The organism is Vibrio neonatus (assembly GCF_024346975.1).
In the GTDB taxonomy this organism is placed as follows: Bacteria; Pseudomonadota; Gammaproteobacteria; order Enterobacterales; family Vibrionaceae; genus Vibrio; species Vibrio neonatus.
This window is the reverse complement of the sequence record NZ_AP024886.1, coordinates 790,750-806,028: the sequence shown is the minus strand read 5'-3', so window position 1 is coordinate 806,028 and position 15,279 is coordinate 790,750. Positions and strand designations below refer to the sequence as shown.

At 42.8% G+C, this 15,279-nt stretch carries 14 protein-coding genes; 10 read left to right on the top strand and 4 right to left on the bottom strand.

What is annotated here, in order from left to right; translation table 11 throughout:
• Window positions 1-80: 80 nt before the first annotated feature.
• On the bottom strand, window positions 81-992 hold the full coding sequence (locus OCU38_RS15905; RefSeq protein ID WP_261824475.1) for a LysR family transcriptional regulator: 912 nt from the start codon (window positions 990-992) through the stop codon (window positions 81-83).
• 157 nt (window positions 993-1,149) lie between these two features.
• On the opposite strand from OCU38_RS15905, the gene OCU38_RS15900 reads away from it, so the two are divergent.
• The 3 genes from OCU38_RS15900 to OCU38_RS15890 all read left to right on the top strand — a co-directional run bounded on the left by OCU38_RS15900 (window position 1,150) and on the right by OCU38_RS15890 (window position 4,132).
• Entirely contained in the window at window positions 1,150-2,346 is a 1,197-nt protein-coding gene (locus tag OCU38_RS15900; protein ID WP_261824474.1) for a glycine C-acetyltransferase, read from the top strand.
• Window positions 2,346-3,377 carry an L-threonine 3-dehydrogenase gene (gene tdh / locus OCU38_RS15895; RefSeq protein ID WP_261824473.1) on the top strand — a complete coding sequence of 344 codons (1,032 nt, stop codon included), beginning with the start codon at window positions 2,346-2,348 and terminating at the stop codon, window positions 3,375-3,377. Before OCU38_RS15900 ends, tdh begins: the two co-directional genes overlap by 1 nt.
• 296 nt (window positions 3,378-3,673) lie before the next feature.
• Window positions 3,674-4,132 (top strand): hypothetical protein, encoded by a 459-nt coding sequence (locus OCU38_RS15890; protein ID WP_261824472.1) that lies wholly within the window; start codon window positions 3,674-3,676, stop codon window positions 4,130-4,132.
• Between the two features lie 158 nt (window positions 4,133-4,290).
• On the opposite strand, the gene OCU38_RS15885 is transcribed toward OCU38_RS15890, so the two are convergent.
• On the bottom strand, window positions 4,291-4,875 hold the full coding sequence (locus tag OCU38_RS15885) for a porin family protein (RefSeq protein WP_021713742.1): 585 nt from the start codon (window positions 4,873-4,875) through the stop codon (window positions 4,291-4,293).
• 404 nt (window positions 4,876-5,279) lie between these two features.
• On the opposite strand from OCU38_RS15885, the gene OCU38_RS15880 reads away from it, so the two are divergent.
• On the top strand, window positions 5,280-6,875 hold the full coding sequence (locus tag OCU38_RS15880; RefSeq protein ID WP_261824471.1) for a DUF4145 domain-containing protein: 1,596 nt from the start codon (window positions 5,280-5,282) through the stop codon (window positions 6,873-6,875).
• Between the two features lie 242 nt (window positions 6,876-7,117).
• Here OCU38_RS15880 and OCU38_RS15875 read toward each other — a convergent pair whose 3' ends face one another.
• Complete coding sequence (locus OCU38_RS15875) at window positions 7,118-8,035, bottom strand: hypothetical protein (protein WP_390625275.1); 918 nt, start codon at window positions 8,033-8,035, stop codon at window positions 7,118-7,120.
• A 115-nt stretch (window positions 8,036-8,150) separates the two neighbouring features.
• On the opposite strand from OCU38_RS15875, the gene OCU38_RS15870 reads away from it, so the two are divergent.
• The 6 genes from OCU38_RS15870 (at window position 8,151) to OCU38_RS15845 (ending at window position 14,412) form a co-directional block, all read left to right on the top strand.
• Window positions 8,151-8,378 carry a DUF3820 family protein gene (locus tag OCU38_RS15870; RefSeq protein WP_261824469.1) on the top strand — a complete coding sequence of 76 codons (228 nt, stop codon included), beginning with the start codon at window positions 8,151-8,153 and terminating at the stop codon, window positions 8,376-8,378.
• 141 nt (window positions 8,379-8,519) lie between these two features.
• Window positions 8,520-9,377, top strand: a complete 858-nt coding sequence (gene yghU, locus OCU38_RS15865) for a glutathione-dependent disulfide-bond oxidoreductase (protein ID WP_261824468.1) — start codon at window positions 8,520-8,522, stop codon at window positions 9,375-9,377.
• A 419-nt stretch (window positions 9,378-9,796) separates the two neighbouring features.
• Window positions 9,797-11,299 (top strand): glucose-6-phosphate dehydrogenase, encoded by a 1,503-nt coding sequence (gene zwf, locus OCU38_RS15860; RefSeq protein WP_261824970.1) that lies wholly within the window; start codon window positions 9,797-9,799, stop codon window positions 11,297-11,299.
• Window positions 11,296-12,012: a 6-phosphogluconolactonase gene (gene pgl / locus OCU38_RS15855; RefSeq protein WP_261824467.1), complete on the top strand. Its 717-nt coding sequence runs from the start codon at window positions 11,296-11,298 to the stop codon at window positions 12,010-12,012. Before zwf ends, pgl begins: the two co-directional genes overlap by 4 nt.
• A gap of 24 nt (window positions 12,013-12,036) precedes the next feature.
• The gene (gene gnd / locus OCU38_RS15850) at window positions 12,037-13,485 is read left to right on the top strand and encodes a decarboxylating NADP(+)-dependent phosphogluconate dehydrogenase (protein WP_021713748.1); all 1,449 of its coding nucleotides are present in this window, start codon (window positions 12,037-12,039) and stop codon (window positions 13,483-13,485) included.
• A gap of 162 nt (window positions 13,486-13,647) precedes the next feature.
• The gene (locus OCU38_RS15845; RefSeq protein ID WP_261824466.1) at window positions 13,648-14,412 is read left to right on the top strand and encodes a hydratase; all 765 of its coding nucleotides are present in this window, start codon (window positions 13,648-13,650) and stop codon (window positions 14,410-14,412) included.
• A gap of 46 nt (window positions 14,413-14,458) precedes the next feature.
• Here the strand turns inward: OCU38_RS15845 and OCU38_RS15840 are convergent, their stop codons facing one another.
• Window positions 14,459-14,926, bottom strand: a complete 468-nt coding sequence (locus OCU38_RS15840; RefSeq protein ID WP_261824465.1) for a 2TM domain-containing protein — start codon at window positions 14,924-14,926, stop codon at window positions 14,459-14,461.
• Between the last annotated feature and the right edge of the window lie 353 nt (window positions 14,927-15,279).

Sequence of the window (15,279 nt, the reverse complement as noted above, 5' to 3'; positions counted from 1 at the left end):
AAATGAAAGCGAGCCTATTTAGGCTCGCTTTTTTCGTCTTTGGGCAAGATTTAGTTTTTGAGCATTTATTTAACTAAGAACTAAGCCCCTAGCGCCTCGCTGATAAAATCGATAAATAATCGCAATCGTTCAGGAACGTACTTTGTCTGCGGGTATTGCATCAAAATATTGCCGTGATAATTACCGGTTAGCGTCCAATCTTCTAATACTTGCACCACCTCGCCGTTTTCTAACGCATCTTCCACCACAAAGTCGTGAAATAGCCCAATTCCTAAATGCGATTTCACTCCCTCAAATCGCAGTTGTGCTTGGTTGACGGCATATCGACCGGACACGTTTACCGATTGAGATTCCTCGTCTTTCTGAAACGTCCAGAGGTTATCGTGCTCAGTTTCGGCTAAGTATAAGCAGTTATGGTGTTCGAGATCGCTTGGTTGCTGTGGCGTGCCGTTTTTCATCAGGTAGGGCTTGGATGCACATAATAAAAGATGCGTTTGTCCTAACTCTTTTAACACTAAGTGTTCATCGGGGTGTTTTGAAAGGCGAAAGGCGATATCAATGCCTTGTTTTTGTATATCAACCGCGCCATCAATGGCACGCGCTTTGATTTGGATTTGCGGATATTTCTTCAAAAATTCAATAATCAAAGGCTGTAATACAATACTTAATAGCGCTTCTGGCGCAGAGATCATAATGCTACCTAGCGGCTTTAAGTGACGGTTTGACGAAAGCTCGACCGCTTGTTCTGCGGCATACAGCATTTGCACGGCTTGTTCGTAAACCTTTTGTCCTTCTTCGGTAATGCGAAGGTTACGCGTGGTACGTTCAATCAACTTCACTTCTAATGCTTTTTCTAAGCGCGATATCGTTTTTGAAACCGCAGACGGCGTCATAGATAAACTATTGGCTGCATTAGTGAAATTGCCTTGCTGCACCACTAAAGTGTAGGTAGCGAGATCGGGAAGCAGTGCCACAAGCTGAGTTGTCTTCATTATATGTGCCTATGATTCACAAATGATTTTCCATGAAGGGGATTATACTCGCACAGGGTTTCAACTAAAATCTATTTACAGTGTAAATAATAACAATAACCTTAATTTAAGCAGTCCAATTTTCCTGCTTACCTCTACTTAAAGGACCGATAGTATTATGTCTTCTGCGTTTTATAATCAAATCCAACAACAAATCGAAGAAGTGAAATCTGAAGGCTTGTATAAGTCTGAGCGAATCATTACCTCTCAACAGCAAGCTTCAGTGTCTATTTCAACAGGCGAAGATGTACTTAACTTCTGTGCAAACAACTACTTAGGTCTTGCAAACCATCCTGAACTTATCAAAGCAGCACAATCAGGTATGGATGAGTACGGTTTTGGTATGGCTTCTGTACGTTTTATTTGTGGCACGCAAGATATTCATAAACAACTAGAAGACAAGCTATCTGCTTTCTTAGGTATGGAAGACACCATTCTTTATACGTCTTGTTTTGATGCTAACGCAGGTTTGTTTGAAACCATTCTTGGTAAAGAAGATGCCATCATTTCTGACGCCCTTAACCACGCATCAATCATTGATGGTGTGCGTTTGTGTAAAGCGATGCGTTTCCGCTATGCAAACAACAACATGAGTGAGCTTGAGCAACAACTTATCGATGCTGATGCAGCGGGTGCTCGTCACAAGCTTATCGTTACTGACGGCGTATTCTCAATGGACGGCGTTGTTGCTAACTTGCCAGCTATTTGTGATTTGGCTGATAAATACAATGCATTAGTGATGGTTGATGACTCTCACGCTGTAGGCTTTATGGGCGAAACAGGCGCTGGTACTCATGACTACCACAATGTTATGGATCGCATCGATATCATCACTGGTACTCTTGGTAAAGCAATGGGTGGCGCTTCAGGCGGTTACACATCTGGCAAAAAAGAAGTGATTGACTGGTTACGTCAGCGCTCTCGTCCATACCTATTCTCTAACTCAGTGGCTCCTGCGATTGTATCGGCGTCATTGCGCGTTATCGATCTTCTACAAGAAAGTGGCGATCTTCGTACTCAACTGTGGGACAACGCAGCACATTTCCGCACTCGTATGGAAGCGGCAGGCTTTACTATGGGCGGCGCGGATCATGCCATCATTCCTATCATGCTAGGTGATGCAAAAGTGGCTGCAGAATTTGCTGAGCGCGCACTAGAAAAAGGCATCTACGTAGTTGGGTTCTCATTCCCTGTAGTACCAAAAGGCCAAGCGCGTATTCGTACTCAAATGTCAGCGGCGCACTCACGTGAGCAGCTAGACCGTGCTATCGATGTATTTATCGAAGTAGGTCGTGATATGGAGCTGATTAAATAATGAAAATCAAAGCCTTATCTAAATTAAAGCCGGAAGAAGGCATTTGGATGAATGAAGTCGATATGCCTGAAATGGGGCATAACGATCTTCTTATCAAAATTAAGAAAACCGCAATTTGTGGCACTGACGTGCACATCTACAACTGGGATGAATGGTCACAAAACACTATTCCTGTGCCTATGGTTGTGGGCCACGAATATGTGGGTGAAATTGTCGCGATTGGTCAAGAAGTTCGCGGCTTTGAAATAGGCGATCGCGTATCAGGCGAAGGACACATCACATGTGGTCACTGTCGTAACTGTCGCGGTGGTCGTACGCACCTTTGTCGTAACACCATCGGTGTGGGTGTTAACCGTACTGGCTCTTTTTCTGAATACCTAGTGATCCCAGCGTTTAACGCCTTTAAGATCCCTGATGGTATTTCTGATGATCTTGCGGCAATCTTTGACCCATTTGGTAACGCGGTACACTCAGCGTTGTCATTTGACTTGGTGGGTGAAGATGTTCTGATCACAGGCGCAGGCCCAATTGGTATCATGGCTGCTGCCGTTGCCAAACACGTTGGTGCACGTCACGTAGTTATTACCGATGTGAACGAATATCGCCTTGATTTAGCGCGTCAAATGGGCGTGACTCGCGCTGTGAACGTGGCTAAAGAAGACCTAAAAGACGTGATGGCTGAGCTTAATATGACCGAAGGGTTTGATGTGGGCTTGGAAATGTCAGGCGTTCAAATGGCATTTAAGAGCATGCTAGAAGCGATGAACCACGGTGGTCGTGTTGCAATGCTGGGCATTCCACCATCAGACATGGGCATTGATTGGAACCAAGTGATCTTCAAAGGTCTAGTGATCAAAGGGATTTACGGAAGAGAAATGTTTGAAACTTGGTATAAGATGGCAAGCTTGATTCAATCAGGTTTAGATTTGACACCAATCATCACTCACAATTTCAAGATTGATGACTTCCAAAAAGGCTTTGACGCTATGCGTAGCGGGGCGTCTGGTAAAGTTATTCTTGATTGGGAATAACGCGCATCACTCTTTTGCTGTGTGGTTTCATCACTGACACAGTCTAAGATTTCAGTGACTTCAAAATGGTCCCAAAGATTTTTTGGGGCCATTTTTCGTTTTACCTCTACATTTCTTGTTTTATCGACGAGATATCTTCTTATACCGATCTTCCGATAGCCAGTTTCTTCTTTTCTCACATTGCACACCTTCAAACGGTAATTAATTGAATTTTATCTGAAAATACGAACTATATTTGAGTGATGATGTTTTACAATTGTTATTAATCTATTGTTTTTGTAATTAAGGGAGTAATTATGAGCACAGAAGGAAAGAGCTATAATTTTAATACACCGCAACGTTTGTTTGTCGGTTATACGTTGGCTGTGTTAGTGGATTTAACCGTACTGAATTTCTTTGACGAATACTGCCAGTACGTCAACATTGAGTCGTTTACCATCTCTTTCATTGCCGCAATCTTGCTGCAGCTATTGCTTAAATTATCCATAGGATTGGAACATAAGCTCGCAAACTATTTTAAATCTAAGCCCGGCACGGCTCCAAAAATCTACCGAGGCGTTTCTACCTATATCATCCTTGTAGGCTCTAAATTTGTAATGCTAGAAGCCATCAACATTATTTTTGGTGAAAAAGTACAGTTCTCCGGCCCATTTAATGGCGTTGTGGCCTTTTTCGCGGTGGTCTTTGTCATACTGATTGCTGAGGTAACGGTGTCCAAGATCTACTTTGCATTAGACAATACTGAGAAAGCGTAAACAAGATAGAGGGGATTTAAGCGCTGTTAGAAGGGCGCTTTTTGATATTTCTACTGCCTGTAAGTAAAAACCATCGCTGAATATTGCCTATCGGGAGAGGTGGGTATTCAGTGATGGTTTATTTGATCATCAGCTAACAAATTTTACGTGATGTCTATTTAAAAACGATAACCTAATGTCAGTGACGTTTGTTGATGACTGGTATCTAGGTTCGAGCGGTTGTATGACACGCCAATCACGTAGACATCTTCGATAATAATATCTGCGCCGACACCGTAGGCTAAACCTGCTTGGCTGTTTATCTTTTTACCATCGTCAGTATTGAAGGTGCTATTTGCCGCGTGATCTTGTTCGAGTTTATAGGATTCAACAGCAAGACCTAGCATGGCGTATGGTGTCATCCTTACTTTCCCTGATAGGTTTTCAATAGGGTAGCCAAGTTTACCCATTAATCGGGTGTTGATTGCCCAACCATCAGCAGTGTCACCTTGTGAGTTGCTATGGAAATTAGATTCATCAAAAGAAGCGTAGGTACCCGCTAAGTTGATACTGGCGTATTTGTTGAAGCCAAATTCAGCTCCCAATGTGCCACCATAGACACTAAATCTTGGGTTATGAAAGTTAGAAGAGATATTGCTAGCACCAGCAAAAACGGTGATACGTCCTGAGTCTTTGTCGTCAGCGGCGTGGGCTGTAATGGAGAATGAGCTAATGACTAAAATAGCTAATAGTTTCTTGTTCATGGATTGCTTCCGTACAATTTTGGTTTGCGCGGCGTCATTTTGATTAGAATGTAACAAGAAATGTCAGGATAAGGTCAATACTAACTCTGTTTCCTGAATTTAATAACAAATGCTAGTAATAGCGTTCATCTACCGATTTTAGTCATAAAAATCACCCATAAAGAGTTATATTTATTTATTAAATCAATGGCATAAAGTTATTAATTAGTAGGGCGGTTAATTAAAGAACAAAAAAATTGATTTGTGAAATTGAGTGTTTTTCCCTTAATTTCTTGATTGACTTCAATAGATTTCCATTCACCTCGTCTGCTAATTTTTCCATCCTTTCACAAGTAATGTATTAGCGACACAATTTGTCGCCCACATGGTTAACATAAGCTCCAGATGGCGAAAATAGGAGCGTTATGATGCAAGTTCAAGCAAATTTCGAGCACAATAAACACGACAATTTTGAGTTTTTGAAACAGGGTCTAGGTGAGCTTTATAACCAAGCGACCTTAGCTGAGCGTTATTACTTTACTGACCCACAGTCGAGTATGGTTAAAATTCGTTTGTTTGTAGAACTTGCCTGTCATGAGCTGGGTAAGCACTTTAAGTTGCGACCGCCAGTGCATGGAGAATTATCAAACAAAATCAAAATGCTGCAATCGTCTGGATGTATAGAATCTTGGGTGATCGAGGAGATGAACGCCCTGCGTCACGACGGCAACCGTTCAGTGCATATGACAGAGGTAAACGGTGAGTATATCGCTAAGTTGTCTATCTCTCGCTCACGCATGCAAAAGCACATGAACGCTTTGTATGAAATCGCTCATTATGTTGGTCGCACGATTTTAGAAACTCCTTCGCAATGCTCGTACACTTGGCAAGAGCCAATGTCGTGTGAGTTAACCTCATTTGTAACCGATGCCCTAAAAGGCTGCAAAGAAGCCAGTTTTTACCTCGCCAATCACTTTTATAGTGAACTGCTCGATATGAGCAAGCAGACAGGCGAGTCACGAGCATGGAGTAAGGATGCGTATTTTGATAAACAGACAGATGTCAGCTATTGGCTAGAAAAAACTCATCGCCAAGGTCATCCGCAAAGTTGGCTGTTGTTTGCTAAATGCTACTCAAATAAGCTACTGCAACAACAAGGTAATCGTGATGCTAAATACTGTTTTAAACAAGCCTTAACCACTGATGAAGAAGGGGAGGCGCACTTTGAATTTGGCGCGCATCTTATTAAAAATGAAGAGCGCAAATTAGGTATAAATCATATTCATCAAGCGGCAAAAAAGGGTTACTCCAAAGCACTGTCGTTTGCTTTGAGCAACGCATTTAGCAGCGACTCAGAAAAAGAAAAGTGGTTAGCTTGTGCGCTAGAGCACCGCTTACCTGAAGCGTTTACCGTAGATACTCTTACCAAGTTGGAAGCGTATGAAACAGAGCAAACAGACGAGTCTTTAAAAGCACTACGCTCGGCTATTGTCGGCGGACAAGCACGTCGCGCTCCCGCTATGGCGTTCTTTAAATCCTATGTCGACATTACCGTGTACCAGACGCAGGATACTGAAAAATCGGTACAGGAAATGGTCGATAGCTACAAATGCATGCCATATTACCTAGATGTTGAATTGCGCCTATTTAAACAAATCGCAAACGACAAACAGTATTACAGCTTGATGCGTGAGATTTATAAAGAGGCACTAAGACAATCTGCCAATGAACTCGAAGAGGCGGATGTAAAGTACCGCTTGGCAAAACTTGCGTTAGATGTTGCTGCTGATAAATCAAAAGTCCGCCGCGGCGTTAAAACGCCTAGCCCAATCCCGACTCTGCTAACGGAAGCCGCAGACGCAGGTCATGCCGAGGCGCGTACCTTTATAAACAGCCCAGAGGGCAAAGCCGTATTGAAAAAAATCGGTTACACCACTCTTGGAAATAGCCACAAAACAGGCGTAGACAAACAGAAGAACAAACGTAAGCGCAAACTGGCTAGGAAGATGAGACGTAAGTAGGGTAAGGCTATTAATTGAGTAATTTATTGCATAAATAGCTCATTTGATCTGATATGTTGAGGTCATATGAGCTTAGGTGAGAGGACTGCTATGGCCACTGCTGAATTTAAACGTTTTAAGCCTAAACGCGGTAATAAAACTAATTTTTGGGTTAACCTCGGGATAGAGAATGTAAAAACAGCACTAGCAGACGTTAAACTAAAGGTTTAGCGCACATTATAGAAAGAAGGAACCTCTCACCCCTAAAAATTATCAAATCGAACCTCCAACCTAAGCCGAATGCTCGCTTCTTTCTCAAAGCTTTGCTGATATTCCCGATACCAGTTGTATTCAGGTGTAATTTCGTAATAGAACCAATCAAAGAAGATATTTTGTCGGTAGGTGAGACTGATTAAGGTGTTGTCTATAAAACTGCGAGGGGTGTCGGTTGCTGTGGTGCTGATGGTGTAGTTAATGGCTTGGGTTGGGGAGATATATTGGTAAAGAATAAATCCGGTTCCCATATTCCAAATGCTGGTGTCGTCGGCATGATCTCTTTCAAATTCGGCGAAAGATGTCCAGCGCAGTAGAAAGTTTGTGTTTATCGCGTGGTCGATATCAAATTGGGTCGACTCGCCGGTTAACTCTGTTTGTTGGTAAAGTTTTTGTGTAATACGGCTTACCGTATTGACGGTGATTGGGTAGGTAAAGCGGTAACGTGCTTCGATTTTTGGCTTAAATGTGGCTTTGATATTAAAACTGCTGTAGCCCTTAGCGTAGATGTCGTATCTCAGGCCGAGGTTGTTTTCTACTTCGTCTGAATTTTTAGGGAACAGATCGAAAAGAGAATCTTCGCCTTCTGATTCAATGATGAGTTTTAGTCGCTTGGTTACTTTCGGCAGGTTAAATTTTGCGTCAATTTTACTTTTGTATTTGAAGCCGTCATGTTCAAAGTATGAAAAGTCGTTTTTCCAACGTACAGAAGTACCTGCACGGGCGTCTTCGGTGACGCGGTCATCGGCGAAGAAGTCATCGAACCACACGGCGGGCTGGCAAAACTTGGTGTTGAGAAAGTGATAAACGCGCGAAATTGGCCTATCATCGTCAGGTTTGCTCAAGCATTTTTCTTCGCTGTCCTGCGCTTGTGTTGGCAGTGAGAAGATTATCAGCAAAGTAAACAAAAACAGCTGAATAGAAGTGGTGATGTGCAAAAACGATCCTTTGTTTGTTTCGCTCACTTCTATTATGGTAGATGCATTACATAATGTCACAAAGTGTTTGATTTGGTTTTAAAAAGTGTTTGATAAAGAAAATATACTTAAACTTGCGCACATGAAAATGCCGTATGGAAAATACGCAGGGCGTGTGCTGATTGATCTTCCTGAAGAGTATCTATTGTGGTTTCAAAACAAAGCACAGTGGCCAGATGGAGAGTTGGGTCGATTATTACAGCTCTGTCTAGCATTGAAAGTTGAAGGGCTAGATTCGGTGGTGAAACCGTTAAAAGACAGCCGTCGATTTTAGGGCTCTATGGATAAATATTACGGACAAATACTATGGGCCGTTCATTCCTGTCTGCGGAAGTGATAAGAGTGCGACAGTGCGGATAAGTATTCGATAGAAATTGCGTATGCGGTTTCTAATAAATGGGTAGAAGGAGAGACCATGAGTGAGCAATACGTGCCACCTAAAGTGTGGGTTAATGATACCAGTGGTGGCAATAAATGGGCCAATATTAATAGCCCAGAAGCGGGCGCAAGATATGAAAAGGCATTGCCGGAGGGGGAACATTCGCTGCAGCTCTATTCTTTAGGTACGCCGAATGGGCAAAAAGTCACCATTATGCTTGAAGAGTTGTTAGCCGCGGGCGTAAAAGAAGCCGAATACGATGCTTACTTGATCAATATTGGCGACTCTCATCAGTTTTCTTCTGGATTTGTGGCGGTCAATCCAAACTCTAAAATCCCCGCATTGGTTGATAAAAGCGGTGAAGATGCAGTAAACGTATTTGAATCTGCCTCTATTCTTGTTCATTTAGCCGAAAAGTTTGGTCACTTTTTACCAAGCAGTGGGCCAGCTCGCACTCAAACGTTTAATTGGCTGTTTTGGGCACAAGGTTCAGCGCCTTTCTTAGGTGGTGGTTTTGGGCATTTCTTTGCTTACGCAGACGAAAAACAAGAATATCCAATCAATCGATTTGCCATGGAAGCCAAGCGTCAGTTAGATGTGTTAGACAAGCAATTGGCGAATAACACGTTTATTACTGGCGATGAGTATACGATTGCTGATATCGCAATTTGGCCTTGGTATGGCAACCTTGTGCTGGGCAAGTTATATGATGCGGCTGAGTTTTTACAAGTTGAGTCCTACACTAATGTGCTGCGCTGGGCGAACCAAGTATCCGAGCGAGAAGGGGGGCAACGTGGTCGCATCGTGAATCGTGCGTTTGGCGAAAAATGGGAACAACTAGCAGAAAGGCATTGCGCGAGCGATATTGATAAGGTGTTAAAACTGCGTCCTTAACGTTTGCCGGGCAGGGAAGACGATTCCTTGCTTGGTTAGCATAACTGCTTAAATATGAATCGTTGTGATTATGGTGGTGGCGAATAATGTCAATTTTAATGGGGCATTGTTAATGCAATGGCCTTATTGATGCTTAATTATTATGCAGGCAAAAAGCAAAAATAAGTATGCGAATGAAAAATGTTTATATTAAAGCGTCATAAAGCTAAACTATAGACGCAGGCAATCTCCGTTAACAAGGCGGAGATTTTTTTTGCCTATAGATTGCAATTACTCACTGTGAAAATGTGACAAATTATTTTAATTCGCCTTATTCGGTGTAGAATTCTTTTCATGGTGCATTGTGAACCATTCGTACGTGGATTCCCCCGCGACGCGATGGATGTATGCAACCCTTAAAGGCACTTGAAGGACAAATGATGGTAATACCTGATAAAAGCAGCATAGTAATTTTTGGTGCTTCTGGAGATTTAACTTACCGTAAGTTAATTCCCGCTTTATATAGACTGTACCAAAGCGGTCAACTTCCCCAATCATTTTATATTTTAGGCGTAAGCCGCACTGAATACAGTGATGAGTCTTATCGCGAAAAACTGAAAAAAGCACTTCTAGAGTTTGAAGAAACAGAAGAATCTGTACTAGAAGCGTTTATCGATCATCTTCACTATCAAGCGATCAATACCTCTGATACTGCAGATTATGCCAAACTGGTTGCTCGACAAGACGAACTTGCCGCTCACTATCAATTAGAAGAGCGCAATGTTCTCTATTACTTAGCGACACCACCGAGCCTATATTCTGTTATTCCAGCAAGCCTTGCCGCTCACGGTCTAAACAAAGAAGATGATGGCTGGAAACGCCTTATTGTTGAAAAGCCTTTTGGTTACGATTTAGCGTCGGCAAAACTGCTCGATACGCAAATCCATGAGCATTTCGAAGAGACTCAGTTGTACCGTATTGACCATTATCTTGGTAAAGAAACGGTACAAAACCTGTTGGTATTCCGTTTTTCAAACATCATGTTTGAACCGCTTTGGAACCGTAACTTCATCAACTACGTAGAAATCACTGGTTCTGAATTCCTTGGCGTAGAAGAGCGTGGTGGCTACTACGACGGTTCTGGTGCAGTTCGTGATATGTTCCAAAACCACCTATTGCAAGTATTGGCAATGGTAGGCATGGAGTCACCTCCGCGTATCAATGCTGATTCAATTCGTGATGAAGTGGTAAAAGTACTAAGAAGCTTAAAACCACTTGAAGAGCATGACTTGGTGAACAACCTTGTATTAGGTCAATACACTGAATCTGAAGTTCGTGGTGAGTTTTTACCGGGTTATCGCGACGAACCTGGTGTGGCAGAAGATTCTCGCACCGAGACCTACATTGGACTGAAAGCCTACATTAACAATAGCCGTTGGAATGGGGTTCCGTTTTATGTGCGTACTGGTAAGCGTCTGCCGACTCGCGTAACAGAAGTGGTTATCCACTTTAAAGATACGCCACACCCAGTGTTTGGACAGGATGCGCCTGAAAACAAACTGATTATTCGTATTCAGCCGGATGAAGGTATTCAGATTAGCTTTGGTTTGAAAGAACCAGGTGCTGGTTTCCACGCGAAAGAAGTGAAAATGAACTTCCATTACAAGTCTTTAAATGAAGCTCATATGCTAACTGCATACGAACGTTTATTGCTAGATGCGTTAAATGGTGATGCAACGTTATTTGCTCGTTCAGATGCAGTAGAAACCTGTTGGGAATATGTTCAGCCTATTTTAGACTTTAAAGAACGTCCGCAAGCGCTATTTGGTTACGCCTGTGGCACATGGGGACCAAAAGAGTCTCATGATCTATTAGAGCGTGATGGAAGAGCGTGGCGCTTCCCTTGCAAAAACTTAACTGATACAGATTATTGCGAATTATGATGAATACCAAAATCTTTAGTACGCCAACTCAAGTGGTTGAGCAGTTAGCCAAAGAGTTACAAAGCTTTAGTCATCAGGGTAGAGCGGTACATATTTCTTTATCTGGTGGCAGCACTCCCAAAATGCTATTCAAGTTGTTGGCGACAGAACCTTATACCAGTAGCATTGACTGGAACAACCTGCATTTTTGGTGGGGCGACGAACGTTGCGTAGCACCAACTGACGCAGAAAGTAACTTTGGCGAAGCCAATGCTTTGCTATTTGTTCCTGCTGGTGTGCCAGAGGCCAATATTCACCGCATTTTGGGTGAAAATGATCCCGAGCAAGAAGCCGTTCGTTTCGCAACAGAAATGAGTGATGTGATTGACACCCAAGATGGCGTTCCAGTGTTTGACTGGATCTTGTTAGGTGTGGGTGCTGATGGGCATACCGCTTCTTTGTTCCCAGAGCAAACAAATTACAATGAAGAAAAACTGGCTATCGTAGCTTCGCATCCAGAATCTGGACAGCAGCGTATTTCGAAGTCAGCAAAAGTGCTACAAGCGGCCAAACGCATTAGCTATTTAGTGTTAGGCGCAGGCAAACAAGATATCGTACATGAGATCTACAATACGCCAGCTGAGGATCTTCCCTATCCAGCAGCAAAAATTCACTCCAATGCGGGTGAAACAGAATGGTTTTTAGACTCAGACGCAGCAAGTAAGATTGCTTAAGATAAGAATAGTAGGAGAGACAAAATGAAAGGTGATATTGGTGTAGTTGGACTCGCAGTAATGGGTCAAAACCTTATCTTAAACATGAACGATCATGGCTTTAAAGTGGTAGCACATAACCGTACTGCGGCTAAAGTTGACCAATTTTTAGAAGGTCCAGCAAAAGACACTAACATCGTTGGTGCTTACTCTTTACAAGAAATGGTAGAGAAGCTAGAAACGCCACGTAAAGTGATGCTTATGGTACGTGCTGGTGATGTGGTTGATAGTTTCATCGAACAACTTATCCCACTACTAGACAAAGGTGACATCATCATCGATGGTGGTAACACTAACTACCCTGACACAAACCGTCGCGTAGCTTACCTACGTGAAAAAGGCATTCACTTCATCGGTACTGGCGTATCTGGTGGTGAAGAGGGCGCACGTTTTGGTCCTTCAATCATGCCAGGCGGCTCTCCAGAAGCATGGGAAGCCGTGAAACCAATCCTACAAGGCATCTCAGCGAAAACTGATAAAGGTGAGCCTTGCTGTGATTGGGTAGGTAACGATGGTGCAGGTCACTTCGTTAAAATGGTACACAATGGCATCGAATACGGTGACATGCAGCTTATCTGTGAAGCGTACCAATTTATGCAAGACGGTCTTGGCATGTCGGCTGACGATATGCAAAAAGTCTTCGCTGACTGGAACACCACTGAGCTAGACAGCTACTTAGTAGAAATCACAGCAGACATCTTGAAGTACCGCGACGAAGATGGCGCGCCATTAGTTGACAAAATTCTTGATACTGCAGGTCAAAAAGGTACGGGTAAATGGACTGGTATCAATGCCCTTGATTTAGGTATTCCACTAACGCTTATCTCTGAGTCTGTATTCTCTCGTTGCCTATCTTCTATGAAAGATCAACGTGTAGCGGCTGAGAAATTGTTTGGTAAAACAGTACAACCTGTTGAAGGCGATCAGCAAGAGTGGGTTGATGCACTTCGCCAAGCACTGCTTGCGTCTAAGATCATCTCTTACGCACAAGGTTTCATGCTAATGCGTGAAGCATCAAACCAAAATGGTTGGGACCTAAACTACGGTAACGTAGCACTAATGTGGCGTGGCGGTTGTATCATCCGTTCTGCATTCCTAGGTAACATCCGTGATGCGTTTGAAAACGATGCAGAAATTGCATTCCTAGGCTCTGATCCTTACTTTAAAGCTATCCTAGAAAACTGTCTAGGTGCATGGCGTAAAGTGGCGGCTAAGTCGCTAGAAGTAGGCATCCCAATGCCTTGTACAACGTCTGCTCTTTCGTTCCTTGATGGTTACACAACGGCTCGTTTGCCTGCAAACCTTCTTCAAGCGCAACGTGACTACTTTGGTGCTCACACTTATGAGCGTCTTGACCGTGAGCGTGGTGAATTCTTCCACACTAACTGGACGGGTACAGGCGGCGACACAGCATCAACAACTTACGACGTTTAATCGTCTGTGACTGTCTTTTTTACTAACAAGACAAAGGTTGATCTAACTAGGTAATTTAAGGGTGACTTGTTATTCAAGTCACCCTTTTTCGTGATTGGGCGACCTATTCAGAATATAAAAATTGCTATATCATCAAACAAAACAATCATCAGGTAATACAATATGACTACATTATATACGGAAGCGGCAAAAGAGCTTTTAAGCCGCCGCGTAGCGGGTACTAAAGCGCCACGTCTTGCAGAAAACATTCGTCCAACGACTCTAGAAGAGGCTCTGCAAACTCAAGCGGCAATGATTGAACTGAAAAATGGCGCTGTAGGCGGCTGGAAATGTTTGAACCCACTTGCCGAAGACAAATACATTGTTGCACCTATCTTTGCTGATAGCGTACACAGTGGCGACACGTGTGAATTATTTATGGACAATGGCGCTGCGCGCATTGAACCAGAAATTGGCTTTAAACTGGGCAAAGATCTTCCTGCAAACGCAGAAGGTTACACTGAAGAGCAAATCAATGACGCTATCGGTTCATGCCACATGGCACTTGAACTAATGCAAGCACGTTTTGCTGCAGACAGCGATGCTGAGTTCAACGAAAAACTGGCTGACTGCATGGTAAACCAAGGTCTGTTTGTTGGCCCTGAAATTGCTCGTGAAAAAGCCTTTGATGCGGCTAAAGTTAACGTGACAGTGACTCAAGGTGACAATGTTCAAAACTTTGATGGCACACATCCAAACGAATCGGCGCAAAGCCCTGTTTACTGGCTAATTAACTTCATGACTCGTCGCGGCGTAACGTTCAAAGCAGGCGAGACTATCATTACCGGTTCTTACTGTGGCATCGTTGAAGTTGAATTCGACAAGCCTACAACAGTAAATTACGCAGGCATCGGCGAGTACCAAGTGGTATTTAACGCTAAAGCGTAATTGATGTGATGATTTGAATAGGGGCGATTGCCCCTATTTTTTTGATTTACATTTTTCGACCTAGGCGTTTTTCTATTTGACGCTTTTCCCATTTAACGCCAAAGAAATCGAACACTTCAAAAGCGTTTAATCCATGGTTGACAACGCCAATCCCCCAACCTAGAGCGGGCCACCACGCCCAAATATAGCCTGAATCTGTAATTAGGTTTATGGCAAATAAGACCACCATCACTGCTAAGTACGTCATTAGATGAGAATAAAAGCTCTTAATGGCTCTTACCTGATCAATGACAATTTGCTCTTCATTGGTAATTTCTACTTTGTCGGTCATTGCTGGCTCCTGTTGAAGGTGAGATACACTTGTTTCGAACACAGCAGCAAGAGATTTTAATGACTCAAGGCTTGGCTTTTGACCTCTTTCAATCCGTTGTATTGTGCGAATACTGAGATCGCTAAGCTCTGCAAGTTGCTCTTGTGACCAACCGTTTTTAAGTCTGAGTTTTCTGATTATCATTTCAAATTCCTTAACGCTGCATCGACACTAAAAGTATCAGTAGCCTAAACAAAAGATAACGGCATTTAGACGACACGGTAACGACATTACTTACATTTCAATAGTTTACATTCATTTCTATGTCTTGGGTAATTTACTATTTTGTTTCTTTTATAATTATTCATTAAGTCTATTTTAATGATAAATTCTCGTTTTATCAGCGAAGAAGAGAAGTTTTAGGCATAGTGTCAATCATGGCATACCTATAAAAGGATAGCGTTTAGCGACTACAAGCACGATAAATGTCGAGCCGAGTGCTAACATGGGTATGCGAATGAGGGGCAAGGTTTTCTAGCTTAAGCTAAGGTGATTTA

Coding starts and splice junctions, on each gene's coding strand:
- OCU38_RS15905 (WP_261824475.1), bottom strand. CDS start 992: ATGAAGACAACTCAGCTTGTGGCACTGCTTCCCGATCTCGCTACCTAC.
- OCU38_RS15885 (WP_021713742.1), bottom strand. CDS start 4,875: ATGAACAAGAAACTATTAGCTATTTTAGTCATTAGCTCATTCTCCATT.
- OCU38_RS15840 (WP_261824465.1), bottom strand. CDS start 14,926: ATGATAATCAGAAAACTCAGACTTAAAAACGGTTGGTCACAAGAGCAA.
- OCU38_RS15880 (WP_261824471.1), top strand. CDS start 5,280: ATGATGCAAGTTCAAGCAAATTTCGAGCACAATAAACACGACAATTTT.
- OCU38_RS15890 (WP_261824472.1), top strand. CDS start 3,674: ATGAGCACAGAAGGAAAGAGCTATAATTTTAATACACCGCAACGTTTG.
- zwf (WP_261824970.1), top strand. CDS start 9,797: ATGGTAATACCTGATAAAAGCAGCATAGTAATTTTTGGTGCTTCTGGA.
- gnd (WP_021713748.1), top strand. CDS start 12,037: ATGAAAGGTGATATTGGTGTAGTTGGACTCGCAGTAATGGGTCAAAAC.
- pgl (WP_261824467.1), top strand. CDS start 11,296: ATGATGAATACCAAAATCTTTAGTACGCCAACTCAAGTGGTTGAGCAG.
- tdh (WP_261824473.1), top strand. CDS start 2,346: ATGAAAATCAAAGCCTTATCTAAATTAAAGCCGGAAGAAGGCATTTGG.
- OCU38_RS15900 (WP_261824474.1), top strand. CDS start 1,150: ATGTCTTCTGCGTTTTATAATCAAATCCAACAACAAATCGAAGAAGTG.
- OCU38_RS15845 (WP_261824466.1), top strand. CDS start 13,648: ATGACTACATTATATACGGAAGCGGCAAAAGAGCTTTTAAGCCGCCGC.
- yghU (WP_261824468.1), top strand. CDS start 8,520: ATGAGTGAGCAATACGTGCCACCTAAAGTGTGGGTTAATGATACCAGT.